Source organism: Variovorax sp. 01N425 (assembly GCF_056399465.1).
This window is the reverse complement of the sequence record NZ_JBFTRJ010000012.1, coordinates 203,399-219,803: the sequence shown is the minus strand read 5'-3', so window position 1 is coordinate 219,803 and position 16,405 is coordinate 203,399. Positions and strand designations below refer to the sequence as shown.

The window sequence follows — 16,405 nt, the reverse complement described above, 5'->3', positions numbered from 1 at the left end:
GGTGCTCGCGTTTCGCGGGGTCTCGCAGAACTCGCCTTCGGCTCAAACAGCTGCGAGCCCTGATCCGCGAAACGCTGCGCTCCTCGGCGCATACAGAGGGGAGGGCAAACCACACGGGCCTTTGCTTCGCTCGGCCACCAAGCCACCGCAGGCGCGTAGCGCCTGCGGTGGTTGATATTGAGTTGGGCTGTTGGTCTTGGGGCCGAGCGAGAGCGAAGGCCGCCCGCTCCCACCCCTTCTGTATGCGCCGAGGAGCGCAGATGGAGGCGGGATCAGGGCCGCAGCTGTTTGAGCGAAGCGAGTTCTGCGGACCCCCGCCGGAATCGAGCACCGCAGGTTTCCCGTAGCGAAGCGGAGGGACGCAGACAGTAGGGGTCGCCTTTTCTTTGCTTACTTTCTTTTGGCGAAGCAAAAGAAAGTGAGTCGCCCGCCGGGGCGAGACCCGGCCCCGAAACCAAACCTCTACCAATCCTCCTTCACAGCCAAAACAACATCCCTCCCCGCAGCAGCCCGCCCCGCCAGCCACGCAGTGACCGTCCCCGCGGCAACCACGGCAGCGCAGAGCACCAGCAGCCGTCCCCAGGGCACCAGCAGATCCATCGTCCAGTGAAAGCTCTGTGGATTGACCACCTTCACCAGCACCACCGACACCGCGAGCCCGAGCAGGAGCCCCGCCACGGCGCCGATCGCGGTCCACGCCGCGCCTTCACCGGCCACCACCGCCAGCACCTGCCGCCGCGTGAAGCCCAGGTGCGCGAGCAGTCCGAACTCCTTGCGCCGCGCCAGCACCTGCGCGCTGAAGCTCGCGGCAATGCCGAACAGGCCGATGGCAATGGCCACGGCCTGCAGCCAGTAGGTCACCGCAAAGCTGCGGTCGAAGATGCGCAGCGAGGTGGCGCGGATCTGTCCGACCGACGAGATCTCGACGTTCGTCGCAGTCGAATCGGAGCCGCCGCGGGCCGCCAGCTCGCGCACCGCGGCCTGCACCGCGCCCTCGGACGTGCCGGGCGCGAGCCACAGTGACACGTCGCTCACGTTGCGTTCGCCCGTCAGGCGCTCGAAGTCGCGCGCGTCCATCGTGATGGCGCCGAACTGCCGCGCATAGTCGCGCCACACGCCCGCGACGAAGAACGCAGTTGGGGCGGCGTTCGTGGTGGCCAATGCCGACGACAGCGGCGTGAACAGCGAACCCGGCTTCGCGCCATACAGCTCGACCATCGGTTCGCTCACGTAGATGCCGACCTGGCCGGCGGGCACCGGCAGCGCGGGGCCCACGAGCGGCAGCGCCTGTGAGGCGCCGCCCTCGAGGCTTCGCGCGATCAGCGTGACCGCGGGTTGTGCGGGGTCGAGCTGCAGCGAGCGGGTTCGCAGCGTACCGATGCGTTCCACGCCCGGCAGCCGTGCCAGCGCCTGCACGAAGGCTGGCGCGAAGGTGGCCGTGTCGCTGCTGCTCTGGGTGCCCGAATTGCCGGAGCGGCCGCTCGAGGTGGCACGAACATAGAGGTCGGCCGGCAGCACCACGTCGAGCCAATGCGTAACCGAATCGCGAAAGCTCGCCACCATCACCGTGAGCGCCACTGCAAGGCTCAGGCTCGCGACCACGCCGCTCACCGCCACGGCCGCGGTGCCGCGCATGCGCCGTGCGCGCTCGATGGCCAGCATCGGCAGCACGCGCTCTGCGAACACAGGCGCGACGCGGTCGTACAGCAGCGCAATGAGCCAGGGCAGCGCGGTGATGCCGCCCACCAGCAGGCAGCCCACCGAGAGATACGCCGCTATCGGAATGCCGCCGACAGCCGGCATGTTGGCCAGTGCCGCGCTGGCGGCAATGAGGCCGAGCGCGGGCCAGTGGCTGCGGCTCTGCACGGGTGCGGCGCCCAGGCCCTTGAGCGTTTGCGCTTCGGGCAGCGCCTGCGCCGCGCGCGCGGGCCACCAGCCACCCACCAGCGCCGCGAGCACGCCGAGCCCGCCGTACAGCAGCGCCGAGCCGCTGCTCCAGTGCAGCGTGGGCGCCACGCCCTCGAAGTAGCCGCCGCCCAGGTCGCCGCCGAGCACGCGCAACGCGAAGGCCGCGAGCGCCGTGCCCAGCGCAAGGCCGGCGGCGCTCCCGATCAGGCCCAGCACCAGCGATTCGACCAGCACCAGGCGCAAGCGCTCGCGCGGCGTCAGGCCCAGCACACCGAGCAGCGCGAACTGCTGCGCGCGCTTGGCCACGCTGAGCGCGAGCACCGAGAACACCAGGAAGGCCCCGGTGAAAAGCGCCACCAGCGCGAGCACCGTCAGGTTGACGCGGTAGGCGCGCGAGAGATTGCTCACGCGTTCGGCCGCATCGCCGGGCTCGGCAAACTGCAGGCCGGCAGGCCAGCCCGGTGAATGCTGCAGCGATGCAGTGAAGGCCGTGCGGTCGGTGCCGGGAGCGAGCTTCAGGTCGACGCGGCTGAGCTGGCCGAGCTTGTCGAACAGGTCCTGCGCGGCCCCGATGTCCAGCACCGCCAGCGCCGCGCCGCCGGCGGCGACGTGGCCTGCCACCTCGAGCCGCTGCCAGGCGCCGCCGCCCGTGCGCAGCTGCACCGTCTCCACGCGGCCTTCTGTTGCTTCGGCCGGGAGCCCGAGCGCGCTGCGCGCCGCCGCGTTGAGAAACACATGGCCCGGCGCGAGCATCGCAAAGCGCGCGGCGTTCCTGCCGGGCTGCGGCATCAGCGCCGGCGCGATGGTGGGCAGCGCCAGCGCATCGATGCCGATCACGCGCATCGGCAGCTGGCGTTCGCCGGCCAGCGCGAGCCCCTGGAATTCGAGCACCGGGCTCGCGAGCGCCACCTGCGGATGCTGCGCGAGCCGTGCAAACACCGCTTCGTCGAAGCTGCCCTGCACGGCGCGCACTTCGAGATCGGGCTGGCCGTTGACCGAGCGCACGGCGCTCGAGAATTCATCGAGCGCGGAAGCATTGATCAGCTGCACCGAGAACGCGAGCGCCACGCCCAGCATCACGGCCAGCACGGCCGCGGCGTTGCGCCAGGGATGGTGGCGCAGTTCCTGCCATGAGAAGGTGGAGAGCAAGGCACGCATGCCGCGATTGTGGCCGGCGCGCGCGAAGTTCCGCGGCCGTGGCACCATGGCGCCTCTTCGATGCCTGGGGAATTCCACGATGCGGCTTTCTTGCTCCGCCTTGGCCCGCCGATGGACGGCCGCCTGGCTTGCTGCCCTGCTGCCGGCCGCCGCCGCATGGACACAGCCGCTGCCCATCACCCTGGCCAGCGAACCCGCCGCCATCGCGAAGACGGCGCTGGGCGCCGAAAGGGGAACGCTGGTGGTCGGCGTGCTGCGCGGCGGCAACGCCGCCTATGGCATGGCGCACAACCCGGAGCCCGCTGCGGCGCCGCGCGCCATCGAGCCGAACAGCGCCGAGCAGCCGATGTTCGAGATCGGCTCCGTGACGAAGGTGTTCACGGGCCTGCTGCTGGCGCAGTCGGTGGAGCGTGGCGAGGTGAAGCTCGACGACACCGTGGGCCAGCTGCTCGCCGGCAGGCTGGCGTCGCCGCTCTCTCCCGCGGTGGCCTCCGTGACGCTGCGCCAACTCGTGACCCACACCGGCTGCATGCCCGTGATGGCCGATGGCGTGGCCGGCGGGCCCGCGCTGGCCGCGCAGTTCCGTGCCTTCGACAAGGCGGCGTTCTGGGATGCGCTGTCGCGCATCCGGCTCACGGCGCCGGCGCCGCCCTGCGAAGCGGCGTACAGCAATTTCGGGATGGCGCTGCTGGGCCAGGTCCTGGCCGAACGGCTCGGCACCACCTGGGGCGAGCTGGTGCGCGCGCGCATCACCGAGCCGCTGGGCATGAACGACACGGTGATCCAGCTCGGCGACAAGGCCTCGCGCATGGCACCGGCCTTTGCCGGCGACCGTCGCCAGCAGCTGCTCGACATAGCGGCCTATGCGCCGGCCAGCGCGCTGCGTTCCACGGCGGCCGACATGCTCACGCTGAGCCGCGCGATCCTCGCCGGCGCCAGCGGTCCGCTGGGCCCCGCGGCCGTGCGCATGCTCACGCCGCTCGCGCGCTACGAAGGCGCCGAGATCGGCTATGCGGTGATGGTGCGCGGCCCCGAGGGCGGCCGGCGCACCTACTACCACGCCGGCGTGACCGAGGGCTACCGCACGCTGTGGCTGCTTGCGCCCGACACCGCAGAAGCGCTGATCGTGCTCGGCAGCAATGCGCGCGCGTCGCTTCAGTCCGTGATGCTGGCCATCGGCAAGAGCCGCTATCCGGTGCCGACCGCCCCGGTGCCGATCGATCCGCAGCGCCTTGCGGACTACGAAGGCGAGTTCCGCATCAACAGGGCCAAGACGCTGGGCTTTGCGGTGCGCAGCGGCCGCCTGCTGGTGCGCGAGGCGGGCTGGGGCTACAACGCGCTCACGCCCATCGGCAGCGACCGCTTCGCGGTCACGGCCATCGGCGCCGAAGTCACTTTCCGGCGCGGCGAAGGCAACGCGGTGGTCGGCGTGACGCTGGCGCAGGGCGGCAGCCGGCTCGATGCGCAGAGGATGGGCGAGGCGGTGGCCGCTCCGCAGGATTGACCGCTCCGGCGCCAGAAGATCAAAGCCGTTCCGACATTGCGTTGAGGTAGGCGCGCACGGCGGCGTTGCTGCTGAGGCCGATCGCGCGGTCGTAGGCCTGGCGTGCCGCGGCGCGCGCACCGCCGGCTGCGAGCAGGTGCGCGCGGGCGGCCCAGAACGGCTGGTAGCTTTGCACCTCGGCCGCCGGCATGGCCTCCAGCGCGCGCAGGCCGACGTCGGGGCCGCGCGCATTGGCCAGTGCGCAGGCCAGGCTGACCTGGGCACCGATGCTGGGCCGCAGCGCCAGCAGTCCTTCATAGAGCGACACCAGCACTTCGGGCGGCACGGGCGCACCCACACGGCGCTCGCAATGGGCCGACTGGATGGCGGCCTCCAGCTGGTAGGGGCCGAGCGATTTCATCTCCGAGGCCCGGCGCAGGCAGCGTTCGGCCTCCGCGAGCAGGTCGGGGTTCCAGCGCAGCGGGTCCTGCTGGTCGAGCGGCACGTAGGCGCCGGCCTCGCTGCGCCGGGCCGCGGCGCGGCTTTCGCAGAAGAGCATCAGCGCGAGCAGGCCCAGCGGCTCGGGCTCATCGGGCATCAGGCTGCACAGGATGCGGCCGAGGTCGATGGCCTCGGCGGTGAGGCCGCGCGGCAGGGCGTCGGCGCCGTCGACGTCGTCCCAGCCGGTGCCGTAGGCGGCGTAGATGCCGCCCTGCACGTCCTGCAGCCGCTGCGGAAGTTCGCGCGCCTGCGGGTACTCGAAGGGAATGCCAGCGGCCCGGATGCGTGCCTTGGCCCGCACCAGCCGCTGGCCCAGCGTGGAAGGCGCGGTGAGAAAGGCACCGGCCATGCGGGCCGCGTCGAGCCCGAGCACGGTCTGCAGCATCAGCGGCGCGCGCGCCGCCGCATCGATGGCCGGATGCGCGCAGACGAACATCAGGCGCAGCCGCTCGTCGGGCACGGCCGCGCCCTCAGGGGCGTCGTCCATCTCGCCGGCCAAGAGCAGCAGCGACTGCGTCGCATCGTCCTGCACGCGGCTGTGGCGCCAGGCGTCGAGCTTGCGGTGCCGCGCCACGCTCAGCAGCCAGGCCTCGGGCTGTGCGGGAATGCCGTCGGCCGGCCAGCGCTCCAGTGCGCGCGCGAAGGCCTCGGCGAGCGCATCTTCCGATGCGGCGATGTCGTGCGTGCGCGCGGACAGGATGGCCAGCAGGCGGCCGTACGACTCGCGCGCCGCACGTTCGGCGGCCTGGTGAGCCGCCGGGTGGTTCACGGTGTGGCCGCCGCGATGGCCGTGGCCGCGAAGACCGGCCGCACCTCCACGCCCCCGCTGGCCGCGCAGGGCGCGCGGGCCGCCCATTCGAGCGCGGCATCGAGGTCCGGCACGTCCACCACGAAGTAGCCGCCGAGCTGCTCCTTGGTATCGGCAAAGGGGCCGTCCTGCACCTGGCGCTTGTCGCCGCGCACGCGCAGCGTGGTGCCGGTCATCGGCGGCAGGAGGCCGTGCCCGCCGAGCGAAATGCCCGACTGGCGCACCGCATCGGCATACGCCACCCAGCTGGCCCGGTAGGCCTGCGAGGACGCGTCGTTCCGCTGTTCGAATTCGGCCGCGGGCTGATAGAACATCAACATGTACTGCATGGTGTCTCTCCATCGTGGAAAAGAGGCTGAGCAGGATCGCTCACCACAATGACGGCCCGCAGCCGGTCATTTCGACACGGCGTCCGTGTCGAGCAGATGATTTTTTACGCGATTGCCGTTCGGCGCAACGGTTGCGCTACCTAGGCTTTCAGGCCGCCTTGGCCTGCGCGGCGGGGGCGAACATGGCCTCCATCTCGCTTCGCAGCCGATAGGCGGAGGTCGAGGTGTCCATGGCCACGTCGGCCCAGCAGAGGCTCTGGCCCTTCTTCACCGGTCGCACCAGCTTGACGCTGTGCGCGAGCCCGAGGGGCAGCCCGCCCAGGCCGAGCGAGCGCTCGGCCGGCAGCAGCTTGCCCCAGACGGTGTAGCCGCCTTCGCCGTCGAGCATTTCGCCGGGAGCGAGGTCGCGCTTGGCCGTGGCCACCACGTCGGCGTTCCAGCAGGTGGCCACGCCGGTCGGCTCGCCGCGCAAGGCAACGCTGGCCACCGACATGCCGACCTCCAGGCCGATCAGGTGCCAGCGCTTGTAGAGCGTGAAGTAGCGCCCGCTCGGGTCGGTGTGGGCGTTGTATTCCTCGAAGCAGTTCTTGATGTAGTCGGTCTCGGCCTCGACCGTGACCCACACGCCCATGCGGATGTCGTAGGGGATCTTTCGCCCGTTGGCCTCGAGCGAGGAAATGACCTCGACCATGCCCTTGCGTTCGAGCACGCCGCCTTCGCTCCGGGGGCGCGTGACGAAGGGAATGTCCTCCACGCTCGCGGGCGGGTAGAGCAGGCCGTCCGAAGGCACGGTGAGCCCGGTGGCGTTGGCCACCGCCGAGCTTTCGATGGACGGCTTGGAGCCGTCGAGAAAGCTGTTGAACATCTTCGGATTGAGGCCGCCGCGCAGCGCCTGTTCGGGCGTCAGGCCGTAGTTGCCCCAGACGGTCTCGGGCGTCGATTCGGTGAAGTGCGGCAGCCACTTGTGGCCGCGTCCGGCCGCGACCACCGGAAAGCCGCAGGTGCGCGCCCAGTCGACCAGGTCGCAGATCAGCGCGGGCTGGTCGCCGAAGGCCAGTGAATAGACCACGCCGGCCTGCTGCGCGCGGCGCGCGAGCAGCGGGCCGCAGAAGGCATCGGCCTCGACCGTCACGTTGACCACGTGCTTGCCATGCGCAAACGCATCCAGGCAATGCTCGACGGCCGCCACCGGGTTGCCGGTGCACTCGACCACGATGTCGATGGCGGGTTCGCGCGTCACGGCCTGCCAGTCGTCGGTGATCCAGGTGCTGCCCGTCTTCAGGGCTTCCTGCACCGAACCCGCCGCGGCGCGCTCCGGGTTCCAGCCCACGCGCTCGAGGTTGGCGCGCGCCGCCGCGGGCGAGAGGTCGGCAATCGCCACCAGCTGAACGCCGGGCGTGCGCGGAATCTGCGCGAGGTACATCGAGCCGAACTTGCCGGCGCCGATCAGGCCGATGCGGATGGGGCGGCCTTCGGCGGCGCGCTGCTGCAGGCGGGCGTAGAGACTCATGGCGTCAGGCCTCCGCGGTGTCGAGGACTTCGAGCGAGGTCTGCAGGGCACTCTCGGGCAGTCCGTTCTTCCACGGCACCTCGACCGGGTAGGGCTTGAGCAGGCAGTCGTCGGGCAGCAGCTCGATGGGCGCGAAGTTTCTGTGCGCGATGTACTCGGGCCGCTTGTGGCGCCGGATGTGGTTGCTGACAGCGCACAGGCTCAGGTACACCGCCACACGGTTGAACGGCGAAAGATTGCTGCCCGAGGCATGCACGAGGCAGCTGTGGAACAGGATCATCGAGCCGGCGGGCCCCTTGGGCGAGACGATGCCTCCATGCTTGCCGCCAGCGCGGTCCACCAGCTGCCGGATCAGGTCGTTGTCCACCGTCCACAGCGGATAGCTGGTGGTCGTGAGGTCGTGCTTCGCATCCACCACGCCCTTGCGGTGGCTGCCCGGAATGAACATCAGCGGGCCGTTGTGCTCGTTCACCTCGTCCAGGAAGATCGCGACGTTCATTGCGCGCTCGGTGGGCATCAGGTCGTCGTTGAGCCAGGTGCCGTAGTCCTGGTGCCACTGCCATACGTCGCCTTCGAACGCCATCTTGCCGTTGATCTTGAACTGGTGCATGTAGACCTCTTCGCCGAAGAGGTCCATCACCGGCTCCACCATGCGCGGATGGCGCGCGAGCCGCGCGAAGGGCTCGCTGATCAGGTGCGCGGCAAAGTTGGTGCGCACCGCATCCGAGCCCTTCTCGCGCACGTTGAAGGCCGCGCGCTTGCTGTACAGGTCGGGCACCGCATCGGTCAGCGCCCTGGTTTCTTCGGGCGAGAAATGGCCGGGAAAGAACAGGTAGCCGTCGCGCTCGAACTGCGCGCGTTGCTCGGGGGTCAACTTCATGCCTTGTCTCCTTTGCGGGTGGGGGTGGTGGATGCGGTGCGCGCGAGCTGCTGCGCGAGCCGCCGGCCCAGTGCCTCGCTGGCCCGGGCGACGTGTTCCTCGCTCAGCTGCGCGGCGCGCTGCGCATGGCCGGCCGCAATGGCGGCGGCGATGGCTTCGTGCTCGTCCCAGAGCGTCTCGCGCTGCGGCTCGGCCTGCAGCACCGCACCCATCGCGCGGCGCAGGTGGCGCCAGTGCTGACCGGCGCTCTGGCCGATCAGCGGATTGCCCGAGGCCTCGTAGATGGCCTGGTGGAAGGCCAGGTCGGCATCGATCATGGCTTCGACATTGCGCCCGCGCGCCGCACGGCGGCCACGCTCCAGCAGCCTGGGGTCGATGCGAAAGCGCTGTGCGGCCGCGAGCCGCGCGGCCAGCACGTCGAGCGCGCCGCGCACCTGGTAGACCTTGCGCATCCAGTCGGCATCGAGCGGCGCCACCAGCACGCCGCGGCCGGGCGCATCGTGCACGAAACCGTCCTTCTTGAGCAGGCGTAGCGCCTGCAGCACGGGCTGGCGTGACACCGACAGGCGCTGCGCGATGTCTTCCTGCGTGATCCGCTCGCCAGGCGCCAGCGCGCCGCTGCTGATGGCGCCGAGCAGGGCGCGGTAGACCTGGTCGACGAGGTCGGGCGCGGCTTCGATGCTGACGAGCTGGGCGGGCATGGATGGCTTTCCTTGAACTCTGTATACAGAGTACGGAATCCGGAGCCGCCGCGTATCCCGGGTTTTTACCCATGGGGGCTGCAAAAGAAGGTAACCCGCCGCTAAGCTCGGCCCATGCAACTACCTACCTACGACGACGTCATCGCCGCGGCCGCGCGGCTCAAGGGCCACGCCCACCGCACGCCTGTGCTGCAATCGCAGACGGCCGACGAGCGCTGGGGCGCCAGCTTCTTCTTCAAGTGCGAGAACTTCCAGCGCATGGGTGCCTTCAAGTTCCGCGGTGCGTTCAATGCGCTGTCGAAGTTCGACGCCGCGCAGCGCAAGGGCGGCGTGATCGCGTTCTCTTCGGGCAACCATGCGCAGGCCATTGCGCTGTCGGCCCGGCTCTTGTCGATGCCGGCCGTGATCGTCATGCCCAAGGACGCGCCCGCGGCCAAGGTTGCGGCCACGAAGGGCTACGGCGCCGAAGTGGTGATGTACGACCGCTTCACCGAAGACCGCGAGGCGCTCACGAAGCGGCTCGCACAGGAACGCGGCATGACGATGATCCCGCCCTACGACCACCCGGACGTGCTCGCGGGGCAGGGCACGGCGGTGAAGGAACTCATCGAGGAGACCGGTCCGCTCGACCAGCTGTTCGTGTGCCTGGGCGGCGGCGGGCTGCTGTCGGGTTCGGCGCTGTCGGCGCGCGCGCTGGCGCCCGGTTGCAAGGTCTACGGCGTGGAGCCCGAGGCGGGCAACGACGGCCAGCAATCATTGCGCGCGGGAAAGATCGTGCACATCGAAACGCCCAAGACCATTGCCGACGGCGCGCAGACGCAGCACCTGGGGCAGTACACCTTCGGCATCATCAAGCGCGACGTGGACGACATCTTCACCGTGACCGACCCGCAGCTCGTCGATGCAATGCGCTTCTTTGCCGAGCGCATGAAGACCGTGGTGGAGCCGACCGGCTGCCTCGCCTTTGCGGGCGCCATTGCTGCGGGCAAGGCCATCGCGGGCCAGCGCATCGGCATCGTGGTCAGCGGCGGCAACGTCGACCTCTCGCGCTACGCGGCGCTGCTCGCGTAGCCCGCTCAGGCGCGGATTCCCTCGGCCGTGAGGTGCAGCAGGCGGTCCGCACGGGCTGCCGCGCTCTCGGAATGCGTCACCAGCACCAGCGAAGCGCCGTGCTCGCGCGTCTGGCCGATCAGCAGTTCCATCACCTTCGAAGCGGTGCCGGGGTCGAGGTTGCCGGTGGGCTCGTCGGCCAGCAGCAGGGCGGGCCGGTGCACCAGCGCGCGCGCGATGGCCACGCGCTGCAGCTGGCCGCCAGAGAGCGTCTGCGGCAGCCGCGCGCCCATGCCGGGCAGGCCCACCGCATCGAGCATGTGCGCGACGCGGCCTTCATCGCGCTTGCCGCCCAGCAGCATCAGCGGCAGCGAGACGTTCTGCGCCACGTCCAGGTGCGGCAGCACGTGGAAAGCCTGGAACACGAAGCCCACGTGGCGCCGGCGCCAGAGCGCGCAGGCTTCGCCGTCGAGCGTGCCGATGTCGATGCCGCCGTGCGTGACCGTACCCGCGTCCCAGCTGTCGAGCCCGGCCATGCAGTTGAGCAGCGTCGACTTGCCGACGCCCGATTCGCCGACGATGGCGACGAACTCGCCGGGCTCGACGCCGAGCGTCACGTTCTCGAAGACGGGCACGTCGCCGTAGTGCTTGGCGAGCCCCGAGATGCGTAGCGTCATGCGGTGGTGCCTGCGATGCGTTGAACAGCGGTCTGCAACGCGCCGGGCGCGTCGCAGGCGATGACGGTGCGCGCCGGCATGCTGCGCAGCCAGGTGATCTGCCGCTTGGCGAGCTGGCGCGTGGCCGCGATGCCGCGCTCGCGCAGCGTGCCGACGGCCTTGGCATCGGGCTGCGCGCCGCCGCATGCGTCGAGCATTTCCCAGGCCTGCCGGTAGCCCACGCAGCGCATCGAGGGAAGCTCGGTGGAAAGATCGCCGCGTGCGCGCAGCGCCCTGACCTCGTCGAGGAAGCCGGCGGCCAGCATGGCGTCGAAGCGCTCGGCAATGCGCGCATGCAGCCAGGCGCGGTCGGCGGGTTCGAGCGAGAACAGCGCGCCGCCGGCCAATCCCTTCACTGCCTTGTCTCTCTCGCCGGCATGAAAGCTCGACAAGGGCTGCCCGCTGCTTTCCCATACCTCGAGCGCACGCTGGATGCGCTGGCTGTCCTGCGGCGCCAGGCGCGCCGCGGTCACGGGGTCGACCTTGGCGAGCCGCGCATGCATGGCGGGCCAGCCCAGCGCGGCGGCTTCGGCGTCGATGCGCGCGCGCACGGCGGCATCGGCGGCGGGCATGGCGTCGATGCCGTCGAACAGCGCCTTGAAGTAGAGCATGGTGCCGCCCACCAGCAGCGGCAAGGCGCCGCGCGCGCGGATCTCGCCGATGAGCCGTGTCGCGTCGGCCACGAAGGCGGCGGCGCTGTAGCTTTCGCGCGGATCGAGGATGTCGATCAGGTGGTGCGGCACGGCGGCCTGCTCGGCCCGGCTGGGCTTGGCGGTGCCGATGTCCATGCCGCGATAGACCAGCGCCGAATCGACGCTGACGATCTCCACCGGGCGCACCCGCGCCAGCGCGAGCGCCACCGCCGTCTTGCCGGAGGCGGTCGGCCCCGCGAGCGCGATGTATGTCGGGTTTTCAGGAAGGGCGGAGGCGGCAGCGGAGGGCGGCATAAGCGCCCGAGGGTAACAACAAAACCGGAAGCTTCAGATCGCCTGCGCGCTGGCGCTGGCCTTGCCGCGCGCTTCCTGCGGCAGGGCGGGCGAATCGGTGCGCGGGGACGCCGGTGCGGCCGGCAGCGATGGCGTGCCGCGCAGCACCGGCGTGCCTTCCCCTTGGCGCGAAGCCAGCGTGGTCTCGGGCTTCATGCGGAACAGCTGCGAGAGCGCCGAGCGGTACTGCGCCTCGCCGATCGAATTGGTGTTGTGGTGCGATCCACCCTCCACCAGCACGAAGAGCTTGGGCACGGTGGCCGCGTTGTAGAGTTTGCGGCCCAGCGTGGGGTTGATCAGGCTGTCGGCGGTGCCATGCACCACCAGCAGCGGCGCGCCGATGTCCTTGACGCGGTTGATGGCCTCGAAGCGCTGCGTGATGAACGGGCCGAACGGCAGCCAGCCCCACTTGAAGCCGCTCACCACGTCGGCAATGGAGGTGAAGGTGCTTTCGACGATGGTGCCGCTCTCGTCGTTGACGCTGGCGGCCAGGTCGATGCCGATGGCGCCGCCCAGCGAGTGGCCGAAGATGTAGCGGTGCTGCCGCGGATGCCGGGCCGCGAGCCAGGTCCAGGCGGCGCGCGCGTCCTCGCGCGCCGATTCTTCCGAGGGCAGTCCCTTGGAGCTCTTGCCGAAGCCGCGGTAGTCGATGGCCAGCACCGAGAAGCCCAACTCGTGCATGCGCTGGATGCGCGGCGCCGATCCGGCCACGTTGTAGCGGGCGCCGTGCAGGTACAGCATGACCGGACGGTCGGTGGTCTCGGGCTCGCCGCCGAGCCAGAGGCCGTGAAGGCGGGCGGATTCGCCGGTGATGGAGGACTGGAAGTCGATCCAGACGTCCTGCATGCCCTCGGTCATGGTCGCGGTGTTGCCCCAGCTGCGGTCGCTGGGTTGGAAGATCCACTCGCGCTGCTGTTCGTCGAATGTGGAGCAGCCGGCGGCCAGGAGGGCGCACAGCGAAAGAACGGAGGCAAGGAGGGACCAGCGTTTCATGGACTAGAGGGACAGCGAAGCCGGCGGAAAGTTCATGCTCGAGCAAGGAGCGCGCCGACACTGCGCCCCAGCACTTCCCCCCAAGCGCCCTCAAGTGGCACTTTGTTCTACATATGCAACGCCCGTGCCCGCTTCGCGGATGACCTCCAAAAACTCCGGAAAAACCCTCAAAATGCCCCGATTTGCTATCTGCCGCGCATAAAAAGCGCGTCCAGCTCCCGAATCGACAGCTGCCGCCAGGTCGGACGGCCATGGTTGCACTGGTCCGAACGCTCGGTGGCTTCCATTTGACGTAATAAAGCGTTCATTTCGTCGATCGTGAGCCTGCGGTTGGCCCGCACCGCACCATGGCAGGCCATGGTCGAGAGCAATTCGTTCTGCGCCCGCTGCACCACGGTGCTGGCGTCGTGCTGCGCCAGTTCGGCCAATACGCTGCGCGCAAGCTCCACCGGATCGCCATCGGCCAGGGTGCCCGGCACCGCACGCACCGCAAGGGTGCGCGGCGAAAACGGCGTGATTTCCAGCCCCAGCGTGGGCAGCACCGCGGCGCAGGCCTCGGCGGTGGCCACTTCCTGGGGCGTGGCCGCGAAGGTGGCCGGGATCAGCAGCGGCTGGCTCGTGATGGCGGCGCCGTCGAGCTGGGTCTTGAGCCGCTCGTAGACGATGCGTTCGTGCGCCGCGTGCATGTCGACCACGATCAGGCCCTGGCTGTTCTCGGCCAGGATATAGATGCCCTGCAGCTGCGCCAGCGCGCGGCCCAGGGGCCAGGCTTGCTCATTGGTGGACAGGGCGCCAGGAGCCGTCGATTCGGCCGGCAGCCCGGCGGGGGCCCGGAACGCTGCGGGCGCCGCTTCGGCAGCGGGCCAGGGGGAAGCGCCGGATCCGGGGTTCGAGGCGCCGGTCCGCTGGGGCCACAGGGCCTCGAAATCGCCGGCGCCGCGCTCCGCCGCCACGAAATTGATGCCCGGCTGGGCCCAGGCTGCACCCGACGCGGGCACGTTCGGTTTGAAAAAGGGTTGCTGCGGCGCCGCGGGCGTGACGGCATCGCCCGCGCGCGGTGCCGCAAGCGCGTTCTCGATCGCATGGCGCACCGCCTGGTGCACCTCGCGGCCATCGCGAAAACGCACCTCGATCTTGGTCGGATGCACGTTCACGTCGACGCGCGACGGATCGATTTCGAGGTACAGCGCATACACGGGCTGGCGCTGGCCGTGCAGCACGTCTTCGTAGGCGCTGCGCACGGCATGCGAGAGCACCTTGTCGCGCACGAAGCGGCCGTTGACATAGAAGAACTGCTGGTCGGCGCGCGAGCGGGCCGCATCCGGAATGCCGGCACGGCCGGCCACGCGAACCGCGCCGCCCATGTACTCGACGGCCACGCTCTGCGCCACGAAGTCGTCGCTGAGCGCGTCGGCCAGGCGCTGCTCGCGCCGGTCGGCGGCGCGCCACTGTTCCATCAGCTTGCCGTCGTGCCACACCGAAAAGCCGACCTCCGGCCGCGCCAGCGCATGGCGGCGCACGGCCTCGATGCAGTGGGCCAGTTCGGTGGCGTCGGTCTTCAGGAACTTGCGCCGCGCGGGGGTCGCGAAGAAAAGCTCGCGCACCTCGACCGTGGTGCCGACGGCACGGGCCACCGGCCGCAGTTCGCCGGTGCGGCCGTCGAGCGCAAAGGCGCCGTCGGCACCCGCAAAGCGGGAAAGAATGCTGAGCTCCGCAATGGCGTTGATGGCCGCGAGCGCCTCGCCGCGAAAGCCCATGGTGCCCACGGTCTCGAGATCGTTCAGGCTCGCGATCTTGCTGGTGGCATGGCGGCGCAGTGCCACCGTGAGTTCTTCGCGCGGAATGCCCTGACCGTCGTCCTCCACCGAGATCAGCCGCACGCCGCCCGAGGCCAGCCGCACCGTGACCTGGCGCGCGCCGGCGTCCAGCGCGTTGTCGAGCAGTTCGCGCACCACGGAGGCCGGGCGTTCGACCACTTCGCCCGCGGCGATCTGGCTGATCAGCTCGTCGGGAAGTTCGCGGATCGGACGGCGCTGGAGGGACGGAATGGAAGAGGGAAGGGCGCTCACGCGAGCATTCTAGAAGCCGGGTTGCCCCCGCCGCGCCGCTGCCCGCGGGAGCCCTTTCAGCCTGGCATCAGCGTGTCAGGCCGCCAGGTACATCGGGCTGCTGGCGCCAGAACAGGTCTGGATGTATCGACCTGTCATCTTGGATCTCCGAATTCGTCATGGGACGTCATGCGGCGCGCAGCAAGGATAATCCGCGACCATGGAAATCATCAGCTTTCTCGTCGACTTCATCCTGCACGTCGACAAACACCTCGAGGCCTTCGTCGTTGCTTATGGTCCCTGGGTCTATGCGCTGCTCTTCCTGATCGTGTTCGTGGAGACAGGCGCGGTGGTGATGCCTTTCCTGCCCGGCGACTCGCTGCTCTTCATCGTGGGCGCGCTGTGCGGCGTGGGGCTCATGAGCTTTCCGCTGGCCTGCGCAGTGCTCATTGCGGCGGCCATCCTGGGCGACCAGTGCAACTACAGCATCGGCCGCTACTTCGGGCCCAAGGTGTTCAAGTGGGAGGACTCGCGCTTCTTCAACCGCAAGGCCTTCGACCAGGCCCATGCCTTCTACGAGCGCTATGGCGGCATCACGATCATCCTTGCGCGCTTCATGCCCTTCATTCGCACCTTCGCGCCCTTCGTGGCCGGCGTGGCCGAAATGAGCCGCGCGAAGTTCACCATGTTCAATGTGGTGGGCGGGCTGATCTGGGTGCTGGGCATCGCGACGGCGGGCTACTTCTTCGGCAACCTGCCGTTCGTTCGCGAGCATCTCGACAAGATCATCTGGGCGCTGATCTTCGTGCCGGGCCTGATCGCGATCTTCGGTGCCTGGCGCGCATCGCGTGCAGAGAAGGCGCGCGCGCAGCTGCCTTCGAAGGCTTGATCGGCACCGGAAAAAAAAAGCGCGCCAGTGATGGCGCGCTCGAGCAGAGAGAGAGTCAGGATTGGTAAAAGGTCAGTAGTTCGGGCCGTTGCGCGGGTAATAGGTGTTCGGCGGATAGGCGCGCTGGCTCTCGTAGTAGTTGCGCTCGTCGACGCTGCGGCCCACCTGGTTGCCGATCACGCCGCCAATGGCCGCGCCGCCCAGGGTACTGCCGGTGTTGCCGCCGATGGCGTGGCCCACGGCCGCACCGCCGAGCGCGCCGATGCCGGTGCCCAGGTTCTGGTTGGGGCCGGACGCGCAGCCGGCCAGCGCCATGACCGCGCCTGCCGCTGCAGCGGAAATCCAGATTCGTGCCTTCATCATCATGGTGTCCACCTTTCTAGAGTGATGGAGCCATGATGGACAAAAGGCGCCGGTCCCCCGTGTAGGAGCCTGCCGCGCCTGC

General features: G+C 69.6%; 14 protein-coding genes. 3 read left to right on the top strand and 11 right to left on the bottom strand.

Annotation, left to right across the window (positions count from 1 at the left end; translation table 11 throughout):
• Positions 1–462: 462 nt before the first annotated feature.
• The gene (locus AC1DSC_RS22350) at positions 463–3,066 is read right to left on the bottom strand and encodes an FtsX-like permease family protein (protein ID WP_369663128.1); all 2,604 of its coding nucleotides are present in this window, start codon (positions 3,064–3,066) and stop codon (positions 463–465) included.
• Positions 3,067–3,166: 100 nt separating this feature from the next.
• Between AC1DSC_RS22350 and AC1DSC_RS22345 the strand changes: the two genes are divergently transcribed.
• Positions 3,167–4,570: a serine hydrolase domain-containing protein gene (locus AC1DSC_RS22345; RefSeq protein ID WP_369663127.1), complete on the top strand. Its 1,404-nt coding sequence runs from the start codon at positions 3,167–3,169 to the stop codon at positions 4,568–4,570.
• Positions 4,571–4,589: 19 nt separating this feature from the next.
• Here AC1DSC_RS22345 and AC1DSC_RS22340 read toward each other — a convergent pair whose 3' ends face one another.
• The 5 genes from AC1DSC_RS22340 to AC1DSC_RS22320 form a co-directional block, all read right to left on the bottom strand.
• Complete coding sequence (locus AC1DSC_RS22340; protein ID WP_278876029.1) at positions 4,590–5,819, bottom strand: RNA polymerase sigma factor; 1,230 nt, start codon at positions 5,817–5,819, stop codon at positions 4,590–4,592.
• Positions 5,816–6,187 (bottom strand): YciI family protein, encoded by a 372-nt coding sequence (locus AC1DSC_RS22335; RefSeq protein ID WP_369663126.1) that lies wholly within the window; start codon positions 6,185–6,187, stop codon positions 5,816–5,818. Before AC1DSC_RS22335 ends, AC1DSC_RS22340 begins: the two co-directional genes overlap by 4 nt.
• Positions 6,188–6,335: 148 nt before the next feature.
• The gene (locus AC1DSC_RS22330; protein WP_369663125.1) at positions 6,336–7,697 is read right to left on the bottom strand and encodes an NAD(P)H-dependent oxidoreductase; all 1,362 of its coding nucleotides are present in this window, start codon (positions 7,695–7,697) and stop codon (positions 6,336–6,338) included.
• Positions 7,698–7,701: 4 nt separating this feature from the next.
• Positions 7,702–8,577 (bottom strand): phytanoyl-CoA dioxygenase family protein, encoded by an 876-nt coding sequence (locus AC1DSC_RS22325; protein WP_369663124.1) that lies wholly within the window; start codon positions 8,575–8,577, stop codon positions 7,702–7,704.
• Entirely contained in the window at positions 8,574–9,278 is a 705-nt protein-coding gene (locus AC1DSC_RS22320) for a GntR family transcriptional regulator (protein ID WP_012748568.1), read from the bottom strand. The genes AC1DSC_RS22325 and AC1DSC_RS22320 overlap by 4 nt, the downstream gene beginning before the upstream one ends.
• Before the next feature lie 114 nt (positions 9,279–9,392).
• Between AC1DSC_RS22320 and AC1DSC_RS22315 the strand changes: the two genes are divergently transcribed.
• Positions 9,393–10,349, top strand: a complete 957-nt coding sequence (locus tag AC1DSC_RS22315) for a threo-3-hydroxy-L-aspartate ammonia-lyase (protein WP_369663123.1) — start codon at positions 9,393–9,395, stop codon at positions 10,347–10,349.
• Positions 10,350–10,354: 5 nt separating this feature from the next.
• Here AC1DSC_RS22315 and AC1DSC_RS22310 read toward each other — a convergent pair whose 3' ends face one another.
• The 4 genes from AC1DSC_RS22310 to mutL all read right to left on the bottom strand — a co-directional run bounded on the left by AC1DSC_RS22310 (position 10,355) and on the right by mutL (position 15,092).
• Complete coding sequence (locus AC1DSC_RS22310; protein WP_369663122.1) at positions 10,355–11,005, bottom strand: ABC transporter ATP-binding protein; 651 nt, start codon at positions 11,003–11,005, stop codon at positions 10,355–10,357.
• Positions 11,002–11,991 carry a tRNA (adenosine(37)-N6)-dimethylallyltransferase MiaA gene (miaA, locus tag AC1DSC_RS22305; RefSeq protein WP_369663121.1) on the bottom strand — a complete coding sequence of 330 codons (990 nt, stop codon included), beginning with the start codon at positions 11,989–11,991 and terminating at the stop codon, positions 11,002–11,004. The genes AC1DSC_RS22310 and miaA overlap by 4 nt, the downstream gene beginning before the upstream one ends.
• A gap of 33 nt (positions 11,992–12,024) precedes the next feature.
• The gene (locus AC1DSC_RS22300) at positions 12,025–13,023 is read right to left on the bottom strand and encodes an alpha/beta hydrolase (protein ID WP_012748564.1); all 999 of its coding nucleotides are present in this window, start codon (positions 13,021–13,023) and stop codon (positions 12,025–12,027) included.
• Between the two features lie 185 nt (positions 13,024–13,208).
• Positions 13,209–15,092 carry a DNA mismatch repair endonuclease MutL gene (mutL, locus tag AC1DSC_RS22295; protein ID WP_369663120.1) on the bottom strand — a complete coding sequence of 628 codons (1,884 nt, stop codon included), beginning with the start codon at positions 15,090–15,092 and terminating at the stop codon, positions 13,209–13,211.
• A 199-nt stretch (positions 15,093–15,291) separates the two neighbouring features.
• On the opposite strand from mutL, the gene AC1DSC_RS22290 reads away from it, so the two are divergent.
• Entirely contained in the window at positions 15,292–15,960 is a 669-nt protein-coding gene (locus tag AC1DSC_RS22290; RefSeq protein ID WP_012748562.1) for a DedA family protein, read from the top strand.
• 72 nt (positions 15,961–16,032) lie between these two features.
• Here the strand turns inward: AC1DSC_RS22290 and AC1DSC_RS22285 are convergent, their stop codons facing one another.
• Positions 16,033–16,323, bottom strand: coding sequence for a glycine zipper domain-containing protein (locus tag AC1DSC_RS22285; RefSeq protein ID WP_230537887.1), 291 nt, complete (start codon positions 16,321–16,323; stop codon positions 16,033–16,035).
• Positions 16,324–16,405: the final 82 nt, after the last annotated feature.